Consider the following 15,786-nt stretch of genomic DNA (forward strand, 5'->3'; position numbering starts at 1 on the left):
TTATTTATTGTAGTGCGCAAAAAGCTTCGGAATTTCGCGCAGACACCACGATTTTGCCTCGCCCATGCTGTCGCGTCGCCACGCCATAATAATATCGACTTCGCTGGTGTATTCCGGACTCACCACGCGCAGCCGCCCTTCAGCAATATCTTTTTCGACGAACGGATACGGCATGGTCGCCACGCCCAGGCCCGCCAGCAGCGCCTGGCGCTTATCTTCCAGCGAGGTCACCGTGAGGCGCGGCTGTTTGTCCAGCAGCTGCACCGTTAACACCGGGCGCTCGCGCGCGGTATCGGCCACCGCCACGCCGCGGTACTTCACGCGGGTCACTTCGGAGAGCGGCTCCGGCTCCTGGTGGATCGGGTGATCCGGCGCGGCAACGTAAACGTTCATGATGCTGTAAAGCTTGCGGGAGTTGATTTCCGACGACGAGCGAAAATGCATGTCCGGCGCAATAACGATATCCGCCCTGCCCGTTTCCAGACGTTCCCACGCACCCGCCAGGACTTCGGTGATGATCGACAGCTGGGTATTGGCCTTAGCCGCAAGGCGATCCACCAGCGGGAACAGCGCCTCGGTCGGTACCAGCGCCTCCGTGACCAGCGTCAGATGGGTTTCCCAGCCGCGCGCCAGCGCTTCGGCGTCGGTGGTTAGCTTGTCCGCCGCTTCCAGCAGCACGCGCCCGCGCTCCAGCAGCATGCGGCCAACATTGGTGAATTTTGTTCGATGACCTGAACGGTCAAAGAGCACCACGTCCAGTTCTTCTTCCAGCTTTTGCATGGTGTAGCTCAGGGCAGACGGTACGCGCCCAAGCTCGTCTGCCGCGGCAGCAAAGCTGCCACGCCTGTCAATGGCGTCCATCACCCGGAGCGCCTCAAGCGTCAATGCTCTCTCTTTAGCCATCTCGTTCTCATTCAGGAAATTTGAACATACCGGGCAGAATATCTGGCTAACAATGCAGCGTCCATACCTTTACCATTGTTTTAGTGTAAAGAGAGGTCAAGTTTATGATTACGACAAGAACGGCGAAACAGTGCGGACAAGCCGATTTCGGTTGGCTGCAGGCCCGCTACACCTTTTCCTTTGGACACTACTTTGACCCTAAACTCCTCGGGTACGCCTCTCTGCGCGTGTTAAACCAGGAAGTGCTCGCGCCGGGCGCGTCCTTCCAGCCGCGCGCGTATCCGAAAGTCGATATTTTGAACCTGATCCTGGAAGGCGAGGCAGAATACCGCGACAGCGAGGGCAATCATGTCCAGGCAAAGGCGGGCGAAGCGTTACTGATTTCAACGCAGCCCGGCATGAGCTACAGCGAGCATAATCTCAGCAAAGATAAAACGCTGACCCGCATGCAGCTGTGGCTGGATGCCTGCCCGGAGCGGGAAAACCCGCCGGTGCAGAAGATAGATTTAACGGGCGATAAGCAGCAGCTGATTGCCTCACCGGACGGCAGCAGCGGCAGCCTGCAGCTGCGCCAGCAGGTGTGGCTGCACCATATCGAGCTGAAAAAAGGCGAACGGGCGAGCTTCCAGCTGCACGGCCCGCGCGCCTACCTGCAGTCGATTTACGGCACGGTGCATGCGGTCACGCATGCAGAAGAGAAAGAAGCGCTCACCTGCGGCGACGGCGCGTTTATTCGTGACGAAGCGAATATCACGCTGGTTGCCGATACGCCGCTGCGCGCGCTGCTGATTGATTTGCCGGTGTGATTAAACCTTACCCCTCACCCTAACCCTCTCCCCAAAGGGGAGAGGGAACGATCGAGCCCCTCGCCCCTTTGGGGAGAGGGGTTGGGGTGGGGGAAACGAACTACACCTTACTCGCCATAATCTCGATGATCTGCGTATCCGTCGCCTGCATTGAACGACACGCCAGCGCGCAGAGGTTAGCGATAGATTGCTCTACGTCGTGCGCCACAATCCCTTCGTTACCCGTGACCGCGGTATCGTCCAGCGCCATCATCACCGCCTTCCACGCGCTGCCGACGCTGGTCGAGACCTTCATCGCGCAGCTGTTCGACGCGCCGTCGCAGATCATGCCGCTGACGTCGCCGATCATGCTGCCGATCGCCATGGCGATGGTCTGGTAGCGCCCGCCCAGCAGCCACGCCATGCCCGCCGCCGCCCCCATCGACGCCGTCGTGGCCGCGCACAGCGCCGACAGGCGCGGAAGCTGGTAGTGGATATAGATAGCCGCCAGATGCGAGAGCATCAGCGCCCGCGCGAGGCGTTCGTCATCGGCATGGACGTGCTCCGCGACCACCACAACCGGCATGGTGGCGGCGATCCCCTGATTTCCCGATCCCGAGTTGCTCATTGCCGGAAGCGTCGCGCCGCCCATGCGCGCGTCCGAGGCCGCGCTGGTGCGAATCACAATGTCCGAGCCCAAATCCTGCGCTACCCATCCGCGCGAGCGCTGTTTATTCAGCGTCGCGCCCACGTGCAGCCCCCAGCTTCCGCTGAGCCCCTCGCGGGAAAGCGCGTCGTTTAACCGCCCCGCGTCCAGGATAAAGCGGATCGACTCAAGCGGAACCTGCTCCGCAAACTCCACTATCTGCGACAGCGTGGCGTTCGCGAGCGCCGCCAGCGGATCGTCGTTGACCTCATCCCGCTGCTCATCAAGCCTGAAGCGCGTTTCGCCCCGGCACACCACCTCCACGACGCGCGTATGGCCGCCGGCGATGGTCACCATTGCTGACGCCTCTCCGGCGTGCACGCAGGCGCGGGAGTAGAGGATCTCATCGCACGGCTCCTGCAGCTTCACCTGCACCTGACCAGCCTCAAGCAGCGCTTTGGCGCGGGCCAGCGCGTCGGCGGAGGCATCTTTTAATACCTCCAGCCCGGCTCGCGCGTTGCCGCCAATCGCCCCCAGCGCCGCCGCAATCGGTAGCCCGACCATTCCGGTGCCGGGCACCGTCACGCCAAGGCCATTTTTCATCAGGTTAGGCGAGACCCACGCGTCGATCTTCGTCACCTCTCCCGTCAGCTGCTCTGCGGCCAACGCGCAGGCCAGCGCCAGCGATACCGGTTCCGTACACCCCAGTGCGGGCTTAACTTCTTCCCGCACCGCACGAATAAACGACTGCCAAAAAGGATTCATTTGCTCAGACATCGTTACGACCTTATTTACTCCTCAGGAAAACGCGAGGAAAGGAGAAACACAAAGCAGCAGCCCGGTGATGATAATAATCACCAGCGACGCACCCTTATATTTATGTAGCGCCGGGACTTTATAGACCAGCCATGCCGGAATTAAGCAGCCCACCATCCCAAATATTGGGCTGCAAATAGAGGTGAAACTTAATACGGGCGCATTGAGAACAATGGCGCTCCAGGCCAGCAGAATGGCAAACAGCATGATGCCGCGCTGGACGGTGGTTTCATTAATTTTCTCTGCCGGGATTTTGCGGCGCAGGATATTCATCACGATGCCCTGCGTTGCCTCGCGAAACCCGAGATAAACGCCGAAGAAGGCGGTCATGACGGCGAAAATATTGAGAATAACGCTGACGATTTTGACCCAGCCCGCGCCGTCGCCGCTGATAAACTGCGCCGCAATCGCCAGGGCGGAAATATTCTGCTCGTAGGCTTTGACCGCCTCGTCGTGCCCCATCGCCAGGGTGAAGGAGACGGCGTAGAAAAAGACCGTCACGAACAGAATGCCAAAGGCAATATTCATCGCCCGCAGGGCCTTATGCCGCGCCACCTCGACGGATTTTTCCCGCGAACGGTAGGAGATCACCATCGGGCTGAGCGTCTGAATAAAGAGAATAGAGGTTAAGGTAAACGGCAGCGTAATAATGGCATTCTTGATCAGCAGCCCCACCGGCGGCAGCATGCCGACGTTGGCTAAATGCCAGAGGCCAATCATTGACAGCCCCAGTGCCGCGACCACGAATAATTTGGTCAATACCATCAGGCTGGAGACCTTAAACAGCAGCTTCTCGCCGCGCGAGGAGATCGCCACCAGAATGCAGATCAGGAATAAGCCGTAGAACGGGTTTTCCGAGAGCAAGCCGTCCGTCACGCCGAAGGTGTGCAAATAAGAGGCGCTGTCGTTGGTGATGGCCGTGGAATAAACGAACATCCAGATGACCAGCATCACGAAATAGAGCGCGCCCAATAAGATGCCCCAGTTTTTCCCCAGATAGCCGCTAATCACGCTGGGATAGTCTTTGCATTCCGGCGATTCCGCCAGCGTATTAATAAACAGCCGCTGGAAGAGATACATCGCCGGATAGCCAATTATCGAAGAGAGCAAAAATACCCATAGCCCCATTAATCCGACCTGCACCGGGAGAAAAACGATCCCCGCGCCGATGGCCATTCCGATACTCATAATGATCCAGCCCGTATCGGTGCTGTCGAATTTAATGGCTTCTCGCCATTCGCTTTCACTCATTCCAGCCCGCCGTGCCGCGGGGGAATCATTCATTATCAGACTGCTGTTTGTCGCCGTATCCATAAGACACTCGCTTATTTTGTAGGGTAAGTATTTAATTTTTATAAGTTCAGGCTGCCAGCGATAGCGAGCCAGACGAGTGCAGGCGATTATTATTGGTGTGAAAAGATGATAACGAGAGAGCGGGAGAAAAAAGTCACAATATTTTTGTGGATTTTATGATTCAGGAGTAAAAACCTCCTCATATTATCACTTTAAAATAAAATTTTTCTAAATGTGATGCAGCTCATGAAATCTTCACATTACAAATGAGCGTTTTTTCGGAATTTATAAAGACTCCTTCCCTACTCTATGCCTTTAGTTTTTTATAGGATGAGATGACAGAAACCACAGTGAAAGCAGGGTTAGGCTATGGATACCGTTGAAGAACTCAATGGAACATACTTTTATAAAGGTGTATGTAATATCTCTACATCTGAGCTATTTTTTTGGATTTTTCTGGATGTCACCGATGAGCAGTTCGGCGGATTAAAGGATGCGGTAATGATGGCAACAATGATTCTTGGTTTACCTGTACTGGAAACCAGAACAAAACCCGGAACGGCTACTGTAGGAACGTCCGTGGCCTCTAAATACCTGCGAGATCTCCTGAATGTGAAGCTACCACACCGTTTACCCACTCTTACACTTGCAAGCTTCAAATATGGAAAGCCAATGTATACAAATAATTTAGGCGCATTTATTGGTCGATGGATACCTGCTTTAGGGATAACCATATTAGCTGCTGATGTTACAATGATAAGTTACAAAACCTTGTCACGATATAATACGATTGCTCATCCCAAAGACCGGATCTATTGATTATGACGAGTGAAACTGATGTTCTGGCATTCTTTAGAGACAATTTACCAGAACAAGGAACATTGACGGGAAAAAGAATCCCTCTCAATCTTGATGATGTTTTACAGGATTATACCGATCTGGATGACATCATGTATGCAATTGATAAATTTGAGAAAAAATATCTTATCGAGGTTGAAACAGCGAATTATTTCCCCTGGACGCAAACCTGGTTTTTCCGGAAATGGTTCACTAAAACGTCTGTCACGCAAATTTCAAAGCCATTAACGGTAAGAATGTTCGCCGAGGCGGTTACAGCGGGCAAATGGATACACGATTGATTAATATAGGGAGTTTGTATCATGGCCGTACCGGTTCATATCTGGTTTTATGATGACGGTGGTTCACTGATTAAAGGATCATCTGATGTTTTTAACCGCGAAGGTAGTATAGAAATTAAGGGGTTGACCCATAACTTAAGCATCCCAACAGATCCTTTATCAGGAAAGTTAACCAGTACGCGCAAACATGCACCTTTTCTATTCGAAAAGGAAATAGATAGCTCCTCACCCTATCTGTATAAAGCCGTCGCTACGGGACAAAACCTAAAGAAAGTTGAGATCGTCTATTATCGCATTAATGATACAGGGTATGAGGTTGAATATTTCAAAACAGAACTTGAAGGAGTGAAAGTCGTCTCAATCTCTCCTATCGTTAACGATACGCACAATTGTCCCGGAACAGGGCATCTTGAATCTATTCAGTTGCGATATGAAAAAGCTATCTGGACCTACTGCGATGGCAATATACAGTTCTCCGATGCATGGAACGAACGAACTTCAGCACAATGAGAAGCTATCCTCACAGAATCTATTTTAAATGATTCTGTGAGGTCTCTTTCAAATTACAAAAACTGAAATCACTCAGACAGCGCCTTCGCCATATCGGCTTTCACCTGCGTACGCTGCTCTGGCGTCAGCACCTGGCTGACGTCGAAATAGTATTTCACGCGATAGTAGCGCGCCTGCTGTTCAATTTTGCTGAAGGCAGAAAGCTGATTTTTTACCGTGCTTTCATTCCATTTTCCGGCATGGAACATCTCAATCAGCGCGCCGTCCTTAATGCCGGTCATCGGGATTTTGCTGACGTTCTGTTCCAGCGTCTGGTGGAGATTTTCAATCTTCTTCACCTGATCTTTACTCAGCTTCAGGTGCTGCACCAGCGGATCCTGCGCCGGAGCCGGGGCAGAATCTACGTTGGCAGCCTGAGCCGCAAAGCTGCACACCGTCAGGGACGCAGCCACCAGCGCAATACGGGTCATTTTCATCATCTTACTGTCCTTACATTTTGTTGTAGTGAAAAGCAGGCACATTGTTTTTCAAGAGCGGATGAATATGTGTGATTAATTATATAAACAATTTTGTATGTTCTTCGGGCACAAAAAAGCCCCCTCGCGGGAGGGGGCTTAGGGTCTGCCTGGCGTTACATCGCGTGCGTAAACGTCCTTGAAATCACGTCCTGCTGCTGCTCGCGGGTGAGCGCGTTAAACCGTACCGCGTAGCCCGAAACGCGAATCGTCAGGTTCGGGTAGTTCTCAGGATGCTCAATGGCGTCCAGCAGCATCTCCCGGTTCATGACGTTAACGTTCAGGTGCTGGCCGCCCTCGATCGAGGCTTCGTGATGGAAGTAACCGTCGAGCAGCCCCACGAGGTTGGTTTTACGCACCGGCTCATCCTTGCCCAGCGCCTGCGGCACGATCGAGAAGGTGTAGGAGATCCCATCCTTCGCGTAGGTAAACGGCAGCTTGGCGACGGAGGTTAACGACGCCACCGCCCCTTTTCTGTCGCGCCCGTGCATCGGGTTTGCGCCCGGCGCAAACGGCGTGCCGCCGCGGCGTCCGTCCGGCGTGTTCCCGGTCTTCTGGCCGTACACCACGTTCGAGGTGATCGTCAGGATCGACTGGGTCGGCACCGCGTTGCGGTAGGTCGGCAGCGCCTGAATTTTCTTCATAAAGCGCTCAACCAGGTCGCAGGCGATGCTGTCCACGCGGTCGTCGTTGTTGCCGTACTGCGGGTAGTCGCCCTCAATGACGAAATCCACCGCCAGCCCGGTATGGTCGCGCACCGGCTTCACCGTGGCGTATTTGATGGCGGACAGGGAATCCGCCGCCACCGACAGCCCGGCGATGCCGCAGGCCATGGTGCGATACACGTCGCGATCGTGCAGGGCCATCAGCGAGGCTTCGTAGCTGTACTTGTCGTGCATATAGTGGATAAGGTTCAGCGCGCTGATGTACTGCACCGCCAGCCAGTCCATAAAGTGGTCCAGGCTCGCCATCACCGTGTCGTAGTCCAGCACGTCGTCCAGCAGCGGCGCGGTTTTCGGCCCGACCTGGATTTTCAGCTTCTCGTCCACGCCGCCGTTAATCGCATACAGCAGCGTTTTGGCGAGGTTTGCGCGCGCCCCGAAGAACTGCATCTGCTTGCCGATCACCATCGGGCTGACGCAGCAGGCGATCGCGTAGTCGTCGCTGTCGAAGTCGGCACGCATCAGATCGTCGTTTTCATACTGCAGCGACGAGGTAACGATCGACACCTGGGCGGCGTATTTTTTGAAGGCGATCGGCAGCGCTTCCGACCAGAGGATCGTCAGGTTCGGCTCCGGCGCGGGGCCCATGGTGTGCAGCGTGTGCAGATAGCGGAAGCTGTTTTTGGTCACCAGCGTGCGGCCGTCCAGCCCCATGCCGCCGATCACCTCCGTCGCCCAGATCGGATCGCCGGAGAAGAGCGTGTCGAACTCCGGCGTGCGCAGGAAGCGCACCATGCGGATCTTCATGATGAAGTGGTCGATCAGCTCCTGCGCCTGCTGCTCGTTCAGGCGTCCGGCCTGCATGTCGCGCTCGATGTAGACGTCGAGGAACGTCGCCGTGCGCCCGAGCGACATCGCCCCGCCGTTCTGGGATTTGACCGCCGCCAGATAGGCAAAGTAGACCCACTGCACCGCCTCCTGGGCGTTCATCGCCGGGCGCGAGATGTCAAAGCCATAGCTCGCCGCCATCTGCTGGATCTGCAGCAGCGCGCGCCTGTGCTCCGCCAGCTCTTCGCGCAGGCGGATCGTCGCTTCCAGATCCTCACCGCGCTCGAGCCTGCCCTGAAGATCGGCGAACTGCAGCTCGCGCTCGCGCACCAGGTAGCTGATGCCGTACAGCGCCACGCGGCGGTAGTCGCCGATGATGCGCCCGCGCCCGTAGCCGTCCGGCAGGCCCGTCAGCACGCCGGATTTACGGCAGCGCATCATCTCCGGGGAGTAGACGTCAAACACGCCCTGGTTGTGGGTTTTGCGCAGGTCCGTGAACAGGTATTCGAACTGCGGATCCATCTCGCGACCGTAGGCTTCGAACGAGCTGCGGATCATGTTGATCCCGCCGTAAGGATGCAGCGCGCGCTTGAGCGGCTTGTCGGTTTGCAGGCCGACGATCGTCTCCAGATCCTGGTCGATGTAGCCCGGCCCATGGGCGGTGATCGTCGTCGCGATATTGGTGTCAAAATCTACCGGGGCGTGGGTGGCGTTCTCCTGTCGAATGCCGACCATCACCTTCTGCCAGAGCGCCGTCGTTGCAGGCGTCGCCTGCGCGAGGAAAGCTTCATCGCCTTCATAAGGGGTGTAGTTATGCTGAATAAAATCGCGCACGTTGACGGCGTTTTTCCATTCTTCACCGCGAAACCCGGCCCATGCGTCGCTGTAGGGCGCGACGCCCGTATCGATCGTTACTTTCATGAGATTCTCGCTTTATCAGGCGTAAGCCGCATCCGACGCAACCTTGCCAAGGCGCAGGGCGTCGAGCGCGATCATTTTTTCTTCGTTGGTCGGGATTGCCGCGCAGGCGACCCGGGAGGACGCACTGGAAATCACGCGCTCGCCCGCGCTGCCCGGCAGGGCGTTTTGGGCCTCGTCCAGGGCGATGCCAAAGACCTGAAGGTGCTCGGCCACCAGCGCGCGGATAAGCGCTGAGTTTTCGCCAATGCCGCCGGTGAACACCACCGCGTCGAGGCGGTGCAGCGACGCCGCGTGCCCAGCAATATGCCGCGCGATGCGGTGGACAAAGGTCTGGATCGCCAGCTGGGCGCGCGCGTTCCCCGCGTGCCACGCCTTCTCCAGCGCGCGCAGATCCGAAGAGATGCCGGAGATCCCCAGCAGCCCGGACTCCTTGTTAACCACCCGCTCCAGATCCTCAAACGACTGCCCCGTCTGCTGGGCGATCCACGCCATCGCGCCAAAATCGACGTCGCCGCAGCGCGTGCCCATCATCAGCCCTTCCAGCGGCGTCATGCCCATTGAAGTATCGACGCTTTCACCGTTGCGCACCGCGCAGATGGACGCGCCGTTGCCCAGGTGGGCAATCACCAGCCCGCTGTCGTCAGGCGACAGCCCGAGCAGCGCGTGCGCCCTGCCCGCCACGTAGCGGTGAGAGGTGCCGTGGAAGCCGTAGCGGCGCACGCCCAGCTCCTCGAAGTAGCGGTACGGCAGGCCGTACAGATACGCCTGCGGCGGCAGCGTCTGGTGGAAGCTGGTATCAAAAACCGCCACCTGCTGCACGTTCGGGAACAGGCGCTCCGCCGCTTCCACGCCGCTCAGATTGGCGTAGTTGTGCAAAGGCGCCAGCGGCGACACCTGGCGGATCTGCTCAATAACCTCATCGGTGATCGGGGTCGACTCGCTGAACAGCGCGCCGCCGTGGGCGATGCGGTGGCCGATAAAGGCCACGCTGCCCATCAGGTCGCGCTTCTCAAGCTCAAGGGCGATGGCGGCCAGCGCCCCTTCGTAGTCCTGACGAGCCAGCCTGGCCGGCTCGCCCCCGTTCACGGAAATAAAGGCCTCTGCAGTGTTGATACCCTCTGCGAGCCCCGTCACCAGGGCCTCGCAGCTTGTGGCGTCCAGCACCGAAAACTTCACGGAGGACGATCCGCAGTTAATAACCAGTACTACCGGAAACTCAATCATGGTGTTGCTCCGCTCATCCTGAGCCTTGGTTTAGAACAGTTTGTAAACGATATTCAGAATGGTCAGCAGGCCGACAACGGTGACGAAGATGTTCTCCGTTCTGCCTTTGTATTTCGCCAGCGCGGGCGTTTTGCGGATGGCGTACATCGGCAGCAGGCACAGCAGCGAGGCGATAATCGGCGCGCCCATCGCTTCAATAAGGTCAAGAATGTTCGGGTTGGCGTAGGCCACCACCCAGGTGGAGCCCATGATGAAAATCATGCTGATGGTGTTCAGCTTGCCCACCGACACTTTCTTCTTGTCGCCCTTGTAGCCGAACTTCAGCACCAGGCCGTTCAGCCCTTCCAGCGTGCCCAGGTAGTGGCCGAAGAAGGATTTGAAGATTGCCACCAGCGCGATGATGGACGCGCCGTATTCCAGCACCGTGGCGAACGTCGACTTGCTGCCCGACATTGACGCAAAGTGGTTAGCCAGGTAGGAGAGCACCGGAATGTTCTGCGCCTTGGCCTCCGCCATGTTCTGCGGAGAGAGCGTGAACAGGCAGCTAAAGGCGAAGAACATCACCACTGCCACCATCAGCATGCTGGCGCGGCTGATGATTTTGGAACATTTTTGCTCGGTAAATTCTTTTCCGAACTCTGGCTCATACTCTTCACGCTTCGAGACCACGAATGAGGAGACAATCGGCGAGAAGTTGAAGGAGAAGACCATGATGGAAATTCCCAGCCAGACCGTGACCAGAATGCCGTCGTGGCCGGTGAAGGCGATATCGCTCAGGTTCACCTGGTCAATGACCGCGGAGTTCCAGTACGGGATCAGCGACAGGGAGATCAGCACCAGGCTGGCGATAAACGGAAACACCAGGAAGCTCATCACCTTCACCATCAGGTCTTTACCGAACCAGATAACGAAGGCCATCAGCAGCAGCAGGAACAGCGCCACAAAGCCGCGGTTCAGCGCGGGAAGCTGGAGCTGGTTTTCCCAGAAGGTCATAAAGGTGTTGGTAATGGTGACGCCGTAAATCCACAGCAGCGGGCAAATCGCAAAGAAGTAGAGGAAGGTGATCACCACCCCGCCGGTCTTGCCGAAATGTTCTTCCACCGTTTCCGTAATGTTTCCGGAAACGTTGCTGCCGGACAGGCACAGGCGCGCCAGCGCGCGGTGGCAGTAGAAGGCAATCGGGTAGGCGAGTAACAGCATCAGCAGGATGGGGATCAGGCCGCCAAATCCTGCGCGGATCGGGAAGAACAGCACGCCTGCGCCAATGGCGGTGCCAAACAGGCCGAGCGTCCAGGTGGTATCAGACTTACGCCAGGTGGACGTTTTTGTCTGGCCAACAGTAATGCTTTCAGTGTTGCTCATAGGTCATCCTTACGCGTCAACGAAGCCGGTAATTTGGGAAACACGGGAAAGATCGATATTGCCGCCGGAAATAATGCTGACGGTTTTTCGCCCCTGAATGTAGTGGTCAAGCTTGCCGCTTAATAGCGCCGCACAGGCCAGCGCGCCTGCGCCCTCGGTGATCACTTTATTTCGCTGAATTAAGGCAATCATGCTGTCGCGAATTTCGTCTTCGCTGACCAGCACAATGTCATCAACCAGTTCACGAACGATCTGGAAGGTTAAATTACCCGGACGAGAAACATCGCATCCGTCCGCGAGCGTGCCGGTGACGCGATGGTTCATTATTTCGCCGGCGTAATACGATGCCGCCATGCCGTGCACATTTTCTGACTGCACGCCGATGATATTAATCGTCGGGTTAATGGATTTAATTGCCGTGGCGATCCCGGCGATTAATCCACCGCCGCCGATGGGCACAATCACGTTATCGACGTCGTAGAGATCTTCGAGAATTTCCAGGCCGATAGTGCCCTGCCCGGCAATGACCTTCGCGTCGTCGTAAGGCGGGATAAAAATACGGCCTTCCGTCTCGACGATTTCGCTCACTTTGGCAATCGTGTCGTTGAAGTTCTCACCGTGCAGCACCACTTCCGCCGAGTAGTCGCGCGTGGCGGCGACTTTAGACTTCGGCGCGCCCATCGGCATCACCACTTTTCCATCAATGCCGAGCATCGCGCAGGAGAGCGAAACGCCCTGGGCGTGGTTCCCTGCCGAACAGGCGACTACGCCCTTGCGTTTTTCCGCATCGGTCAGCGAGCTTAATTTATTAAACGCGCCGCGGATTTTAAACGAGCCGGTACGCTGCATATTCTCGAACTTGAGGAATATTTCCCCCTTGCAGCGTTCGCTGAGATAATTCGAGCGCGGCATACCGGTTTTATATATCTTACCTGCCAGGCGTTTTCTGGCATCCTGAATATCGTCGATGGTCACCGGGAGGTCGTAGGTAATGTGCATAATATCCTCGTTATAATAATTGATTGTTTTAGGGCAAAGTCCGGGGTTCAGAGCGTCAACAATTGCGCTCTGGGTGTTTTAAAAACGTTCAGGCGGAGTAGCGTATTAATTCAACATCGTCGTCGCGCGTCGTTCAGGGATGAATATTGTTTAGCCAGCTCGACTAATACCGAAGCCGATTTTTTAATGCGGTAATTTTTTGACCACACCGCGGCGTAGCGCGCCACGGGCAGCTCATCCTCAACCGGCAGCACGATAAACTGATCGGAACCGAACGGCGCAATCATGTCGCGAGGAATAACCGTCAGGTAGTCGGCATTGAGCACAAGGTTATAGATGGTGACGACGGAATCGGTCTGGACGATGTTTTCAATGCTGATGTGGTTGTCTTGCAGGGTGGTCAGAAGTTCTTTGTAGTAGCCCATATCGGTTTGCGGCATCACCCAATGTTCATGCGTGAGCGATGCCAGGGTTGTCGATCCGGTGCACGTTCGTGATTTGCTGGCCACCAGCACAAATTCGGATTCAAACAGCGGCTCAACGTGAAGGTCCTGCAGCAGCATCTCGTCGCTGAGCGTGCCGATGGCAAAGTCCAGCCGGCCGTCGCGGATGGCGGGCAGGAACGAAGAGAGCTGCGCTTCATACATTGAGACGCGAGCTTTCGGGAACACTTCCTTGAACTTTTTGATCATCTCCGACAGGAAGGTGAAGCCAATCAGCGACGGATAGCCAAAGGAGACGTCCATAACGGTGCTAAAGCTGAGGCTGTTAATTTCGCTCACCATGTTTTTCATTTCGCGAGTGATCGACTCGGAGTACGACAGCAGCACCTGGCCCGCGGCGGTCAGCTTCACGCCGGTGTTTTTGCGGACCATCACCTCTACGCCAAAGTAGGATTCAATATCGTTGATGATTTTGCTGACGGCGGGCTGCGTCAGGCCAAGTTGTCTTGCAGCAGAACCTATGGAGCCACTTTTAATGACTTCCTGAAATACCACGAGGTGCTGAGTTTTCGGTAGAATAATAGTGTTCATAATATTCTGCGCTTATTTCCCTATGACGCCGTGGATTCTACTCAATATTATCCAGAAGGGTATGTGCTGTTACTCACAGTTCGTCTTTTCGCATTAATAGCACACCCCATAAAGATCAACAAAAATCCTTTTTAAACAATGAATTAACCACATTCACAAATGACTTTTCGCTGATATATGTCAATAAAACCCGCAGTAATAAATTTATTTTATGGCGATAACCGCAGATATTTTCCGCTTCAGAGAAATATCAATAAAGACTAACTTTCAAGCAATTAAAGGTGAATAAATAGCCAATTACTGTTTAAACCATTTTTGTAATTTATCAAATAAGGGAATAATAATAAGCGCAGTGCAGCATAAAGAGTGGAACAGGTCACATATTCACCAAGTAAATGTTTTGATATTCAATATTTATTTATCAAATGAGAAAACATCCACCCCCATTGAGTTAACATCACCAACAAATTCACAACACTGAAAAAAAGTCCGTTTTCAGCGCGAAATTTTGTGATTACGATCGTAACCAGGCAGGGTAAAGGCGATAGCGTGAAGAAAACAGTGAAATGTGCTTAGCGTCGCAAAAATGAGAATTGATGTCGTTTGTGGGGTTGCCGGGTGGCGCTTCGCTTACCCGGCCTACAATGGCTGGAACAAAAAGCAGAAAGCAAAAAACCCCGCCGGAGCGGGGTTTTGAAAAAAGTTGAAGCTGACCGATAAGCCGCGTTCTTTCATAGAAAGCGGAGTGGACAGTCATTCATCTCGCTCGCGCAATAAGCAAAAAACCCCGCCGAGGCGGGGTTTTGAAAGAAGTTGAAGCTGACCGATAAGCCGGGTTCTGTCGTGGACAGTCATTCATCTAGGCCAGCAATCGCTCACTGGCTCAAGCAGCCTACCCGGGTTCAGTACGGGCCGTACCATGTGAACCCCTATTTGGCCTTGCTCCGGGTGGAGTTTACCGTGCCACGGACTGTTGCCAGCCGCGCGGTGCGCTCTTACCGCACCCTTTCACCCTTACCTGATCCCGCTTGCGCGGGCCATCGGCGGTTTGCTCTCTGTTGCACTGGTCGTGGGTTTCCCCCCCAGGCGTTACCTGGCACCCTGCCCTATGGAGCCCGGACTTTCCTCCCCTCCGCCCGTCTCCCCCGAAAGGGACGACGACGAAGCGGCGACTGTCTGGTCAGCTTCGGCGCGCAGTATAGAGGGTTTGCGCCCCGCTGTCACCCTTAGGTATGCATCCTTACGCGCGGGAGACTTCCACCTTCGCCAGCTTCTCGTAGTAGCACGCCAGCGCGCTGTGGTCCGCAGTGCCCATGCCGTCCGCGCGCAGCGCCTGCATCATCTCCATCACCGCAGCCGTCAGCGGCAGCTGCGCGCCCACGCCGTGGGAAGTGTCCAGCGCGTTCGCCAGGTCTTTAATGTGCAGGTCGATGCGGAATCCCGGCTTGAAGTTGCGATCCATTACCATCGGCGCTTTGGCATCCAGCACGGTGCTGCCCGCCAGGCCGCCGCGGATCGCCTGATACACCAGCTCAGGGTTGACCCCGGCCTTGGTCGCCAGCGTCAGGGCTTCCGACATCGCCGCGATGTTCAGCGCCACGATCACCTGGTTTGCCAGCTTGGTCACGTTGCCCGCGCCGATCTCTCCGGTATGCACCACCGAACCGGCCATCGCCTTCATCAGATCGTAGTATTTGTCGAAAATAGCCTTATCACCGCCCACCATCACCGACAGCGTGCCGTCGATGGCTTTTGGCTCGCCGCCGCTGACCGGCGCGTCCAGCATATCCACGCCTTTCGCCTTCAGCGCCTCGCTGATTTCGCGGCTCGCGAGCGGTGCGATGGAGCTCATGTCGATCACCACCAGGCCCGGCTTCGCGCCCTCGATAATGCCGTTCTCTCCCAGGGCGACCTCTTTCACGTGCGGGGAGTTTGGCAGCATGGTGATAATCACGTCGCACTGTTCGGCAATGGCCTTCGCGGTGGATGCCGCTTCCGCACCGGCGGCAATCACCTCAGCCACCGATTCAGGGTTACGATCGGAAACCACCAGCGAGTAACCGGCTTTGATGAGGTTTTTGCTCATTGGTTTGCCCATAATGCCCAGGCCAATAAAACCCACTTTCAGCGTCATAATCTGTTTTCCTCA

14 protein-coding genes and 1 other RNA gene are annotated in these 15,786 nt (G+C 55.6%); 4 read left to right on the forward strand and 11 right to left on the reverse strand.

What is annotated here, in order from left to right; translation table 11 throughout:
• Nucleotides 1-903 carry a DNA-binding transcriptional regulator YhaJ gene (gene yhaJ, locus AB8804_RS12705; protein WP_112010846.1) on the reverse strand — a complete coding sequence of 301 codons (903 nt, stop codon included), beginning with the start codon at nt 901-903 and terminating at the stop codon, nt 1-3.
• Nucleotides 904-1,007: 104 nt separating this feature from the next.
• On the opposite strand from yhaJ, the gene AB8804_RS12710 reads away from it, so the two are divergent.
• Nucleotides 1,008-1,709, forward strand: a complete 702-nt coding sequence (locus AB8804_RS12710; RefSeq protein WP_371186626.1) for a pirin family protein — start codon at nt 1,008-1,010, stop codon at nt 1,707-1,709.
• A 100-nt stretch (nt 1,710-1,809) separates the two neighbouring features.
• Here AB8804_RS12710 and AB8804_RS12715 read toward each other — a convergent pair whose 3' ends face one another.
• Together AB8804_RS12715 and AB8804_RS12720 are read right to left on the reverse strand one after the other, a co-directional pair.
• Nucleotides 1,810-3,111, reverse strand: a complete 1,302-nt coding sequence (locus AB8804_RS12715; protein WP_371186628.1) for a serine dehydratase subunit alpha family protein — start codon at nt 3,109-3,111, stop codon at nt 1,810-1,812.
• Between the two features lie 21 nt (nt 3,112-3,132).
• Entirely contained in the window at nt 3,133-4,464 is a 1,332-nt protein-coding gene (locus AB8804_RS12720) for a hypothetical protein (protein WP_371186631.1), read from the reverse strand.
• 348 nt (nt 4,465-4,812) lie between these two features.
• On the opposite strand from AB8804_RS12720, the gene AB8804_RS12725 reads away from it, so the two are divergent.
• Genes AB8804_RS12725 through AB8804_RS12735 form a run of 3 tightly spaced genes read left to right on the forward strand, consistent with a single transcriptional unit; the run spans nt 4,813 to nt 6,092 of the window.
• A complete protein-coding gene (locus tag AB8804_RS12725) occupies nt 4,813-5,262 on the forward strand; it encodes an STM2901 family protein (RefSeq protein WP_371186633.1) in 450 nt (149 codons plus the stop codon).
• Between the two features lie 2 nt (nt 5,263-5,264).
• Nucleotides 5,265-5,582 (forward strand): DUF1493 family protein, encoded by a 318-nt coding sequence (locus tag AB8804_RS12730; RefSeq protein ID WP_371186635.1) that lies wholly within the window; start codon nt 5,265-5,267, stop codon nt 5,580-5,582.
• Between the two features lie 21 nt (nt 5,583-5,603).
• The gene (locus AB8804_RS12735) at nt 5,604-6,092 is read left to right on the forward strand and encodes an Hcp family type VI secretion system effector (protein WP_371186637.1); all 489 of its coding nucleotides are present in this window, start codon (nt 5,604-5,606) and stop codon (nt 6,090-6,092) included.
• Between the two features lie 68 nt (nt 6,093-6,160).
• Here AB8804_RS12735 and AB8804_RS12740 read toward each other — a convergent pair whose 3' ends face one another.
• From AB8804_RS12740 to garR, 8 genes are all read right to left on the reverse strand, one after another.
• The gene (locus AB8804_RS12740; RefSeq protein ID WP_371186639.1) at nt 6,161-6,571 is read right to left on the reverse strand and encodes a Spy/CpxP family protein refolding chaperone; all 411 of its coding nucleotides are present in this window, start codon (nt 6,569-6,571) and stop codon (nt 6,161-6,163) included.
• A gap of 152 nt (nt 6,572-6,723) precedes the next feature.
• Entirely contained in the window at nt 6,724-9,018 is a 2,295-nt protein-coding gene (pflB, locus tag AB8804_RS12745) for a formate C-acetyltransferase (protein ID WP_371186641.1), read from the reverse strand.
• A gap of 15 nt (nt 9,019-9,033) precedes the next feature.
• A complete protein-coding gene (tdcD, locus tag AB8804_RS12750) occupies nt 9,034-10,242 on the reverse strand; it encodes a propionate kinase (protein WP_371186643.1) in 1,209 nt (402 codons plus the stop codon).
• Nucleotides 10,243-10,272: 30 nt separating this feature from the next.
• Complete coding sequence (gene tdcC / locus AB8804_RS12755; RefSeq protein WP_112010852.1) at nt 10,273-11,604, reverse strand: threonine/serine transporter TdcC; 1,332 nt, start codon at nt 11,602-11,604, stop codon at nt 10,273-10,275.
• Nucleotides 11,605-11,613: 9 nt separating this feature from the next.
• Nucleotides 11,614-12,603: a bifunctional threonine ammonia-lyase/L-serine ammonia-lyase TdcB gene (tdcB, locus tag AB8804_RS12760; protein ID WP_112010947.1), complete on the reverse strand. Its 990-nt coding sequence runs from the start codon at nt 12,601-12,603 to the stop codon at nt 11,614-11,616.
• A gap of 110 nt (nt 12,604-12,713) precedes the next feature.
• The gene (tdcA, locus tag AB8804_RS12765; RefSeq protein WP_371186646.1) at nt 12,714-13,637 is read right to left on the reverse strand and encodes a transcriptional regulator TdcA; all 924 of its coding nucleotides are present in this window, start codon (nt 13,635-13,637) and stop codon (nt 12,714-12,716) included.
• Between the two features lie 811 nt (nt 13,638-14,448).
• Nucleotides 14,449-14,825: RNase P RNA component class A (rnpB, locus tag AB8804_RS12770), an RNA gene on the reverse strand.
• A gap of 52 nt (nt 14,826-14,877) precedes the next feature.
• On the reverse strand, nt 14,878-15,771 hold the full coding sequence (gene garR / locus AB8804_RS12775) for a 2-hydroxy-3-oxopropionate reductase (RefSeq protein ID WP_297116552.1): 894 nt from the start codon (nt 15,769-15,771) through the stop codon (nt 14,878-14,880).
• Nucleotides 15,772-15,786 lie beyond the last annotated feature (15 nt).

This window comes from Enterobacter sp. KBR-315C3_2022 (assembly GCF_041399425.1).
Taxonomy (GTDB): Bacteria; Pseudomonadota; Gammaproteobacteria; order Enterobacterales; family Enterobacteriaceae; genus Enterobacter.

Bases quoted from the DNA above. Each gene is read 5' to 3' on its own strand.
- AB8804_RS12740 (WP_371186639.1), bottom strand. From the start codon at position 6,571: ATGATGAAAATGACCCGTATTGCGCTGGTGGCTGCGTCCCTGACGGTG.
- tdcB (WP_112010947.1), bottom strand. From the start codon at position 12,603: ATGCACATTACCTACGACCTCCCGGTGACCATCGACGATATTCAGGAT.
- tdcC (WP_112010852.1), bottom strand. From the start codon at position 11,604: ATGAGCAACACTGAAAGCATTACTGTTGGCCAGACAAAAACGTCCACC.
- AB8804_RS12735 (WP_371186637.1), top strand. From the start codon at position 5,604: ATGGCCGTACCGGTTCATATCTGGTTTTATGATGACGGTGGTTCACTG.
- AB8804_RS12720 (WP_371186631.1), bottom strand. From the start codon at position 4,464: ATGGATACGGCGACAAACAGCAGTCTGATAATGAATGATTCCCCCGCG.
- AB8804_RS12710 (WP_371186626.1), top strand. From the start codon at position 1,008: ATGATTACGACAAGAACGGCGAAACAGTGCGGACAAGCCGATTTCGGT.
- pflB (WP_371186641.1), bottom strand. From the start codon at position 9,018: ATGAAAGTAACGATCGATACGGGCGTCGCGCCCTACAGCGACGCATGG.
- tdcA (WP_371186646.1), bottom strand. From the start codon at position 13,637: ATGAACACTATTATTCTACCGAAAACTCAGCACCTCGTGGTATTTCAG.
- tdcD (WP_371186643.1), bottom strand. From the start codon at position 10,242: ATGATTGAGTTTCCGGTAGTACTGGTTATTAACTGCGGATCGTCCTCC.
- AB8804_RS12715 (WP_371186628.1), bottom strand. From the start codon at position 3,111: ATGTCTGAGCAAATGAATCCTTTTTGGCAGTCGTTTATTCGTGCGGTG.
- yhaJ (WP_112010846.1), bottom strand. From the start codon at position 903: ATGGCTAAAGAGAGAGCATTGACGCTTGAGGCGCTCCGGGTGATGGAC.
- AB8804_RS12730 (WP_371186635.1), top strand. From the start codon at position 5,265: ATGACGAGTGAAACTGATGTTCTGGCATTCTTTAGAGACAATTTACCA.
- garR (WP_297116552.1), bottom strand. From the start codon at position 15,771: ATGACGCTGAAAGTGGGTTTTATTGGCCTGGGCATTATGGGCAAACCA.
- AB8804_RS12725 (WP_371186633.1), top strand. From the start codon at position 4,813: ATGGATACCGTTGAAGAACTCAATGGAACATACTTTTATAAAGGTGTA.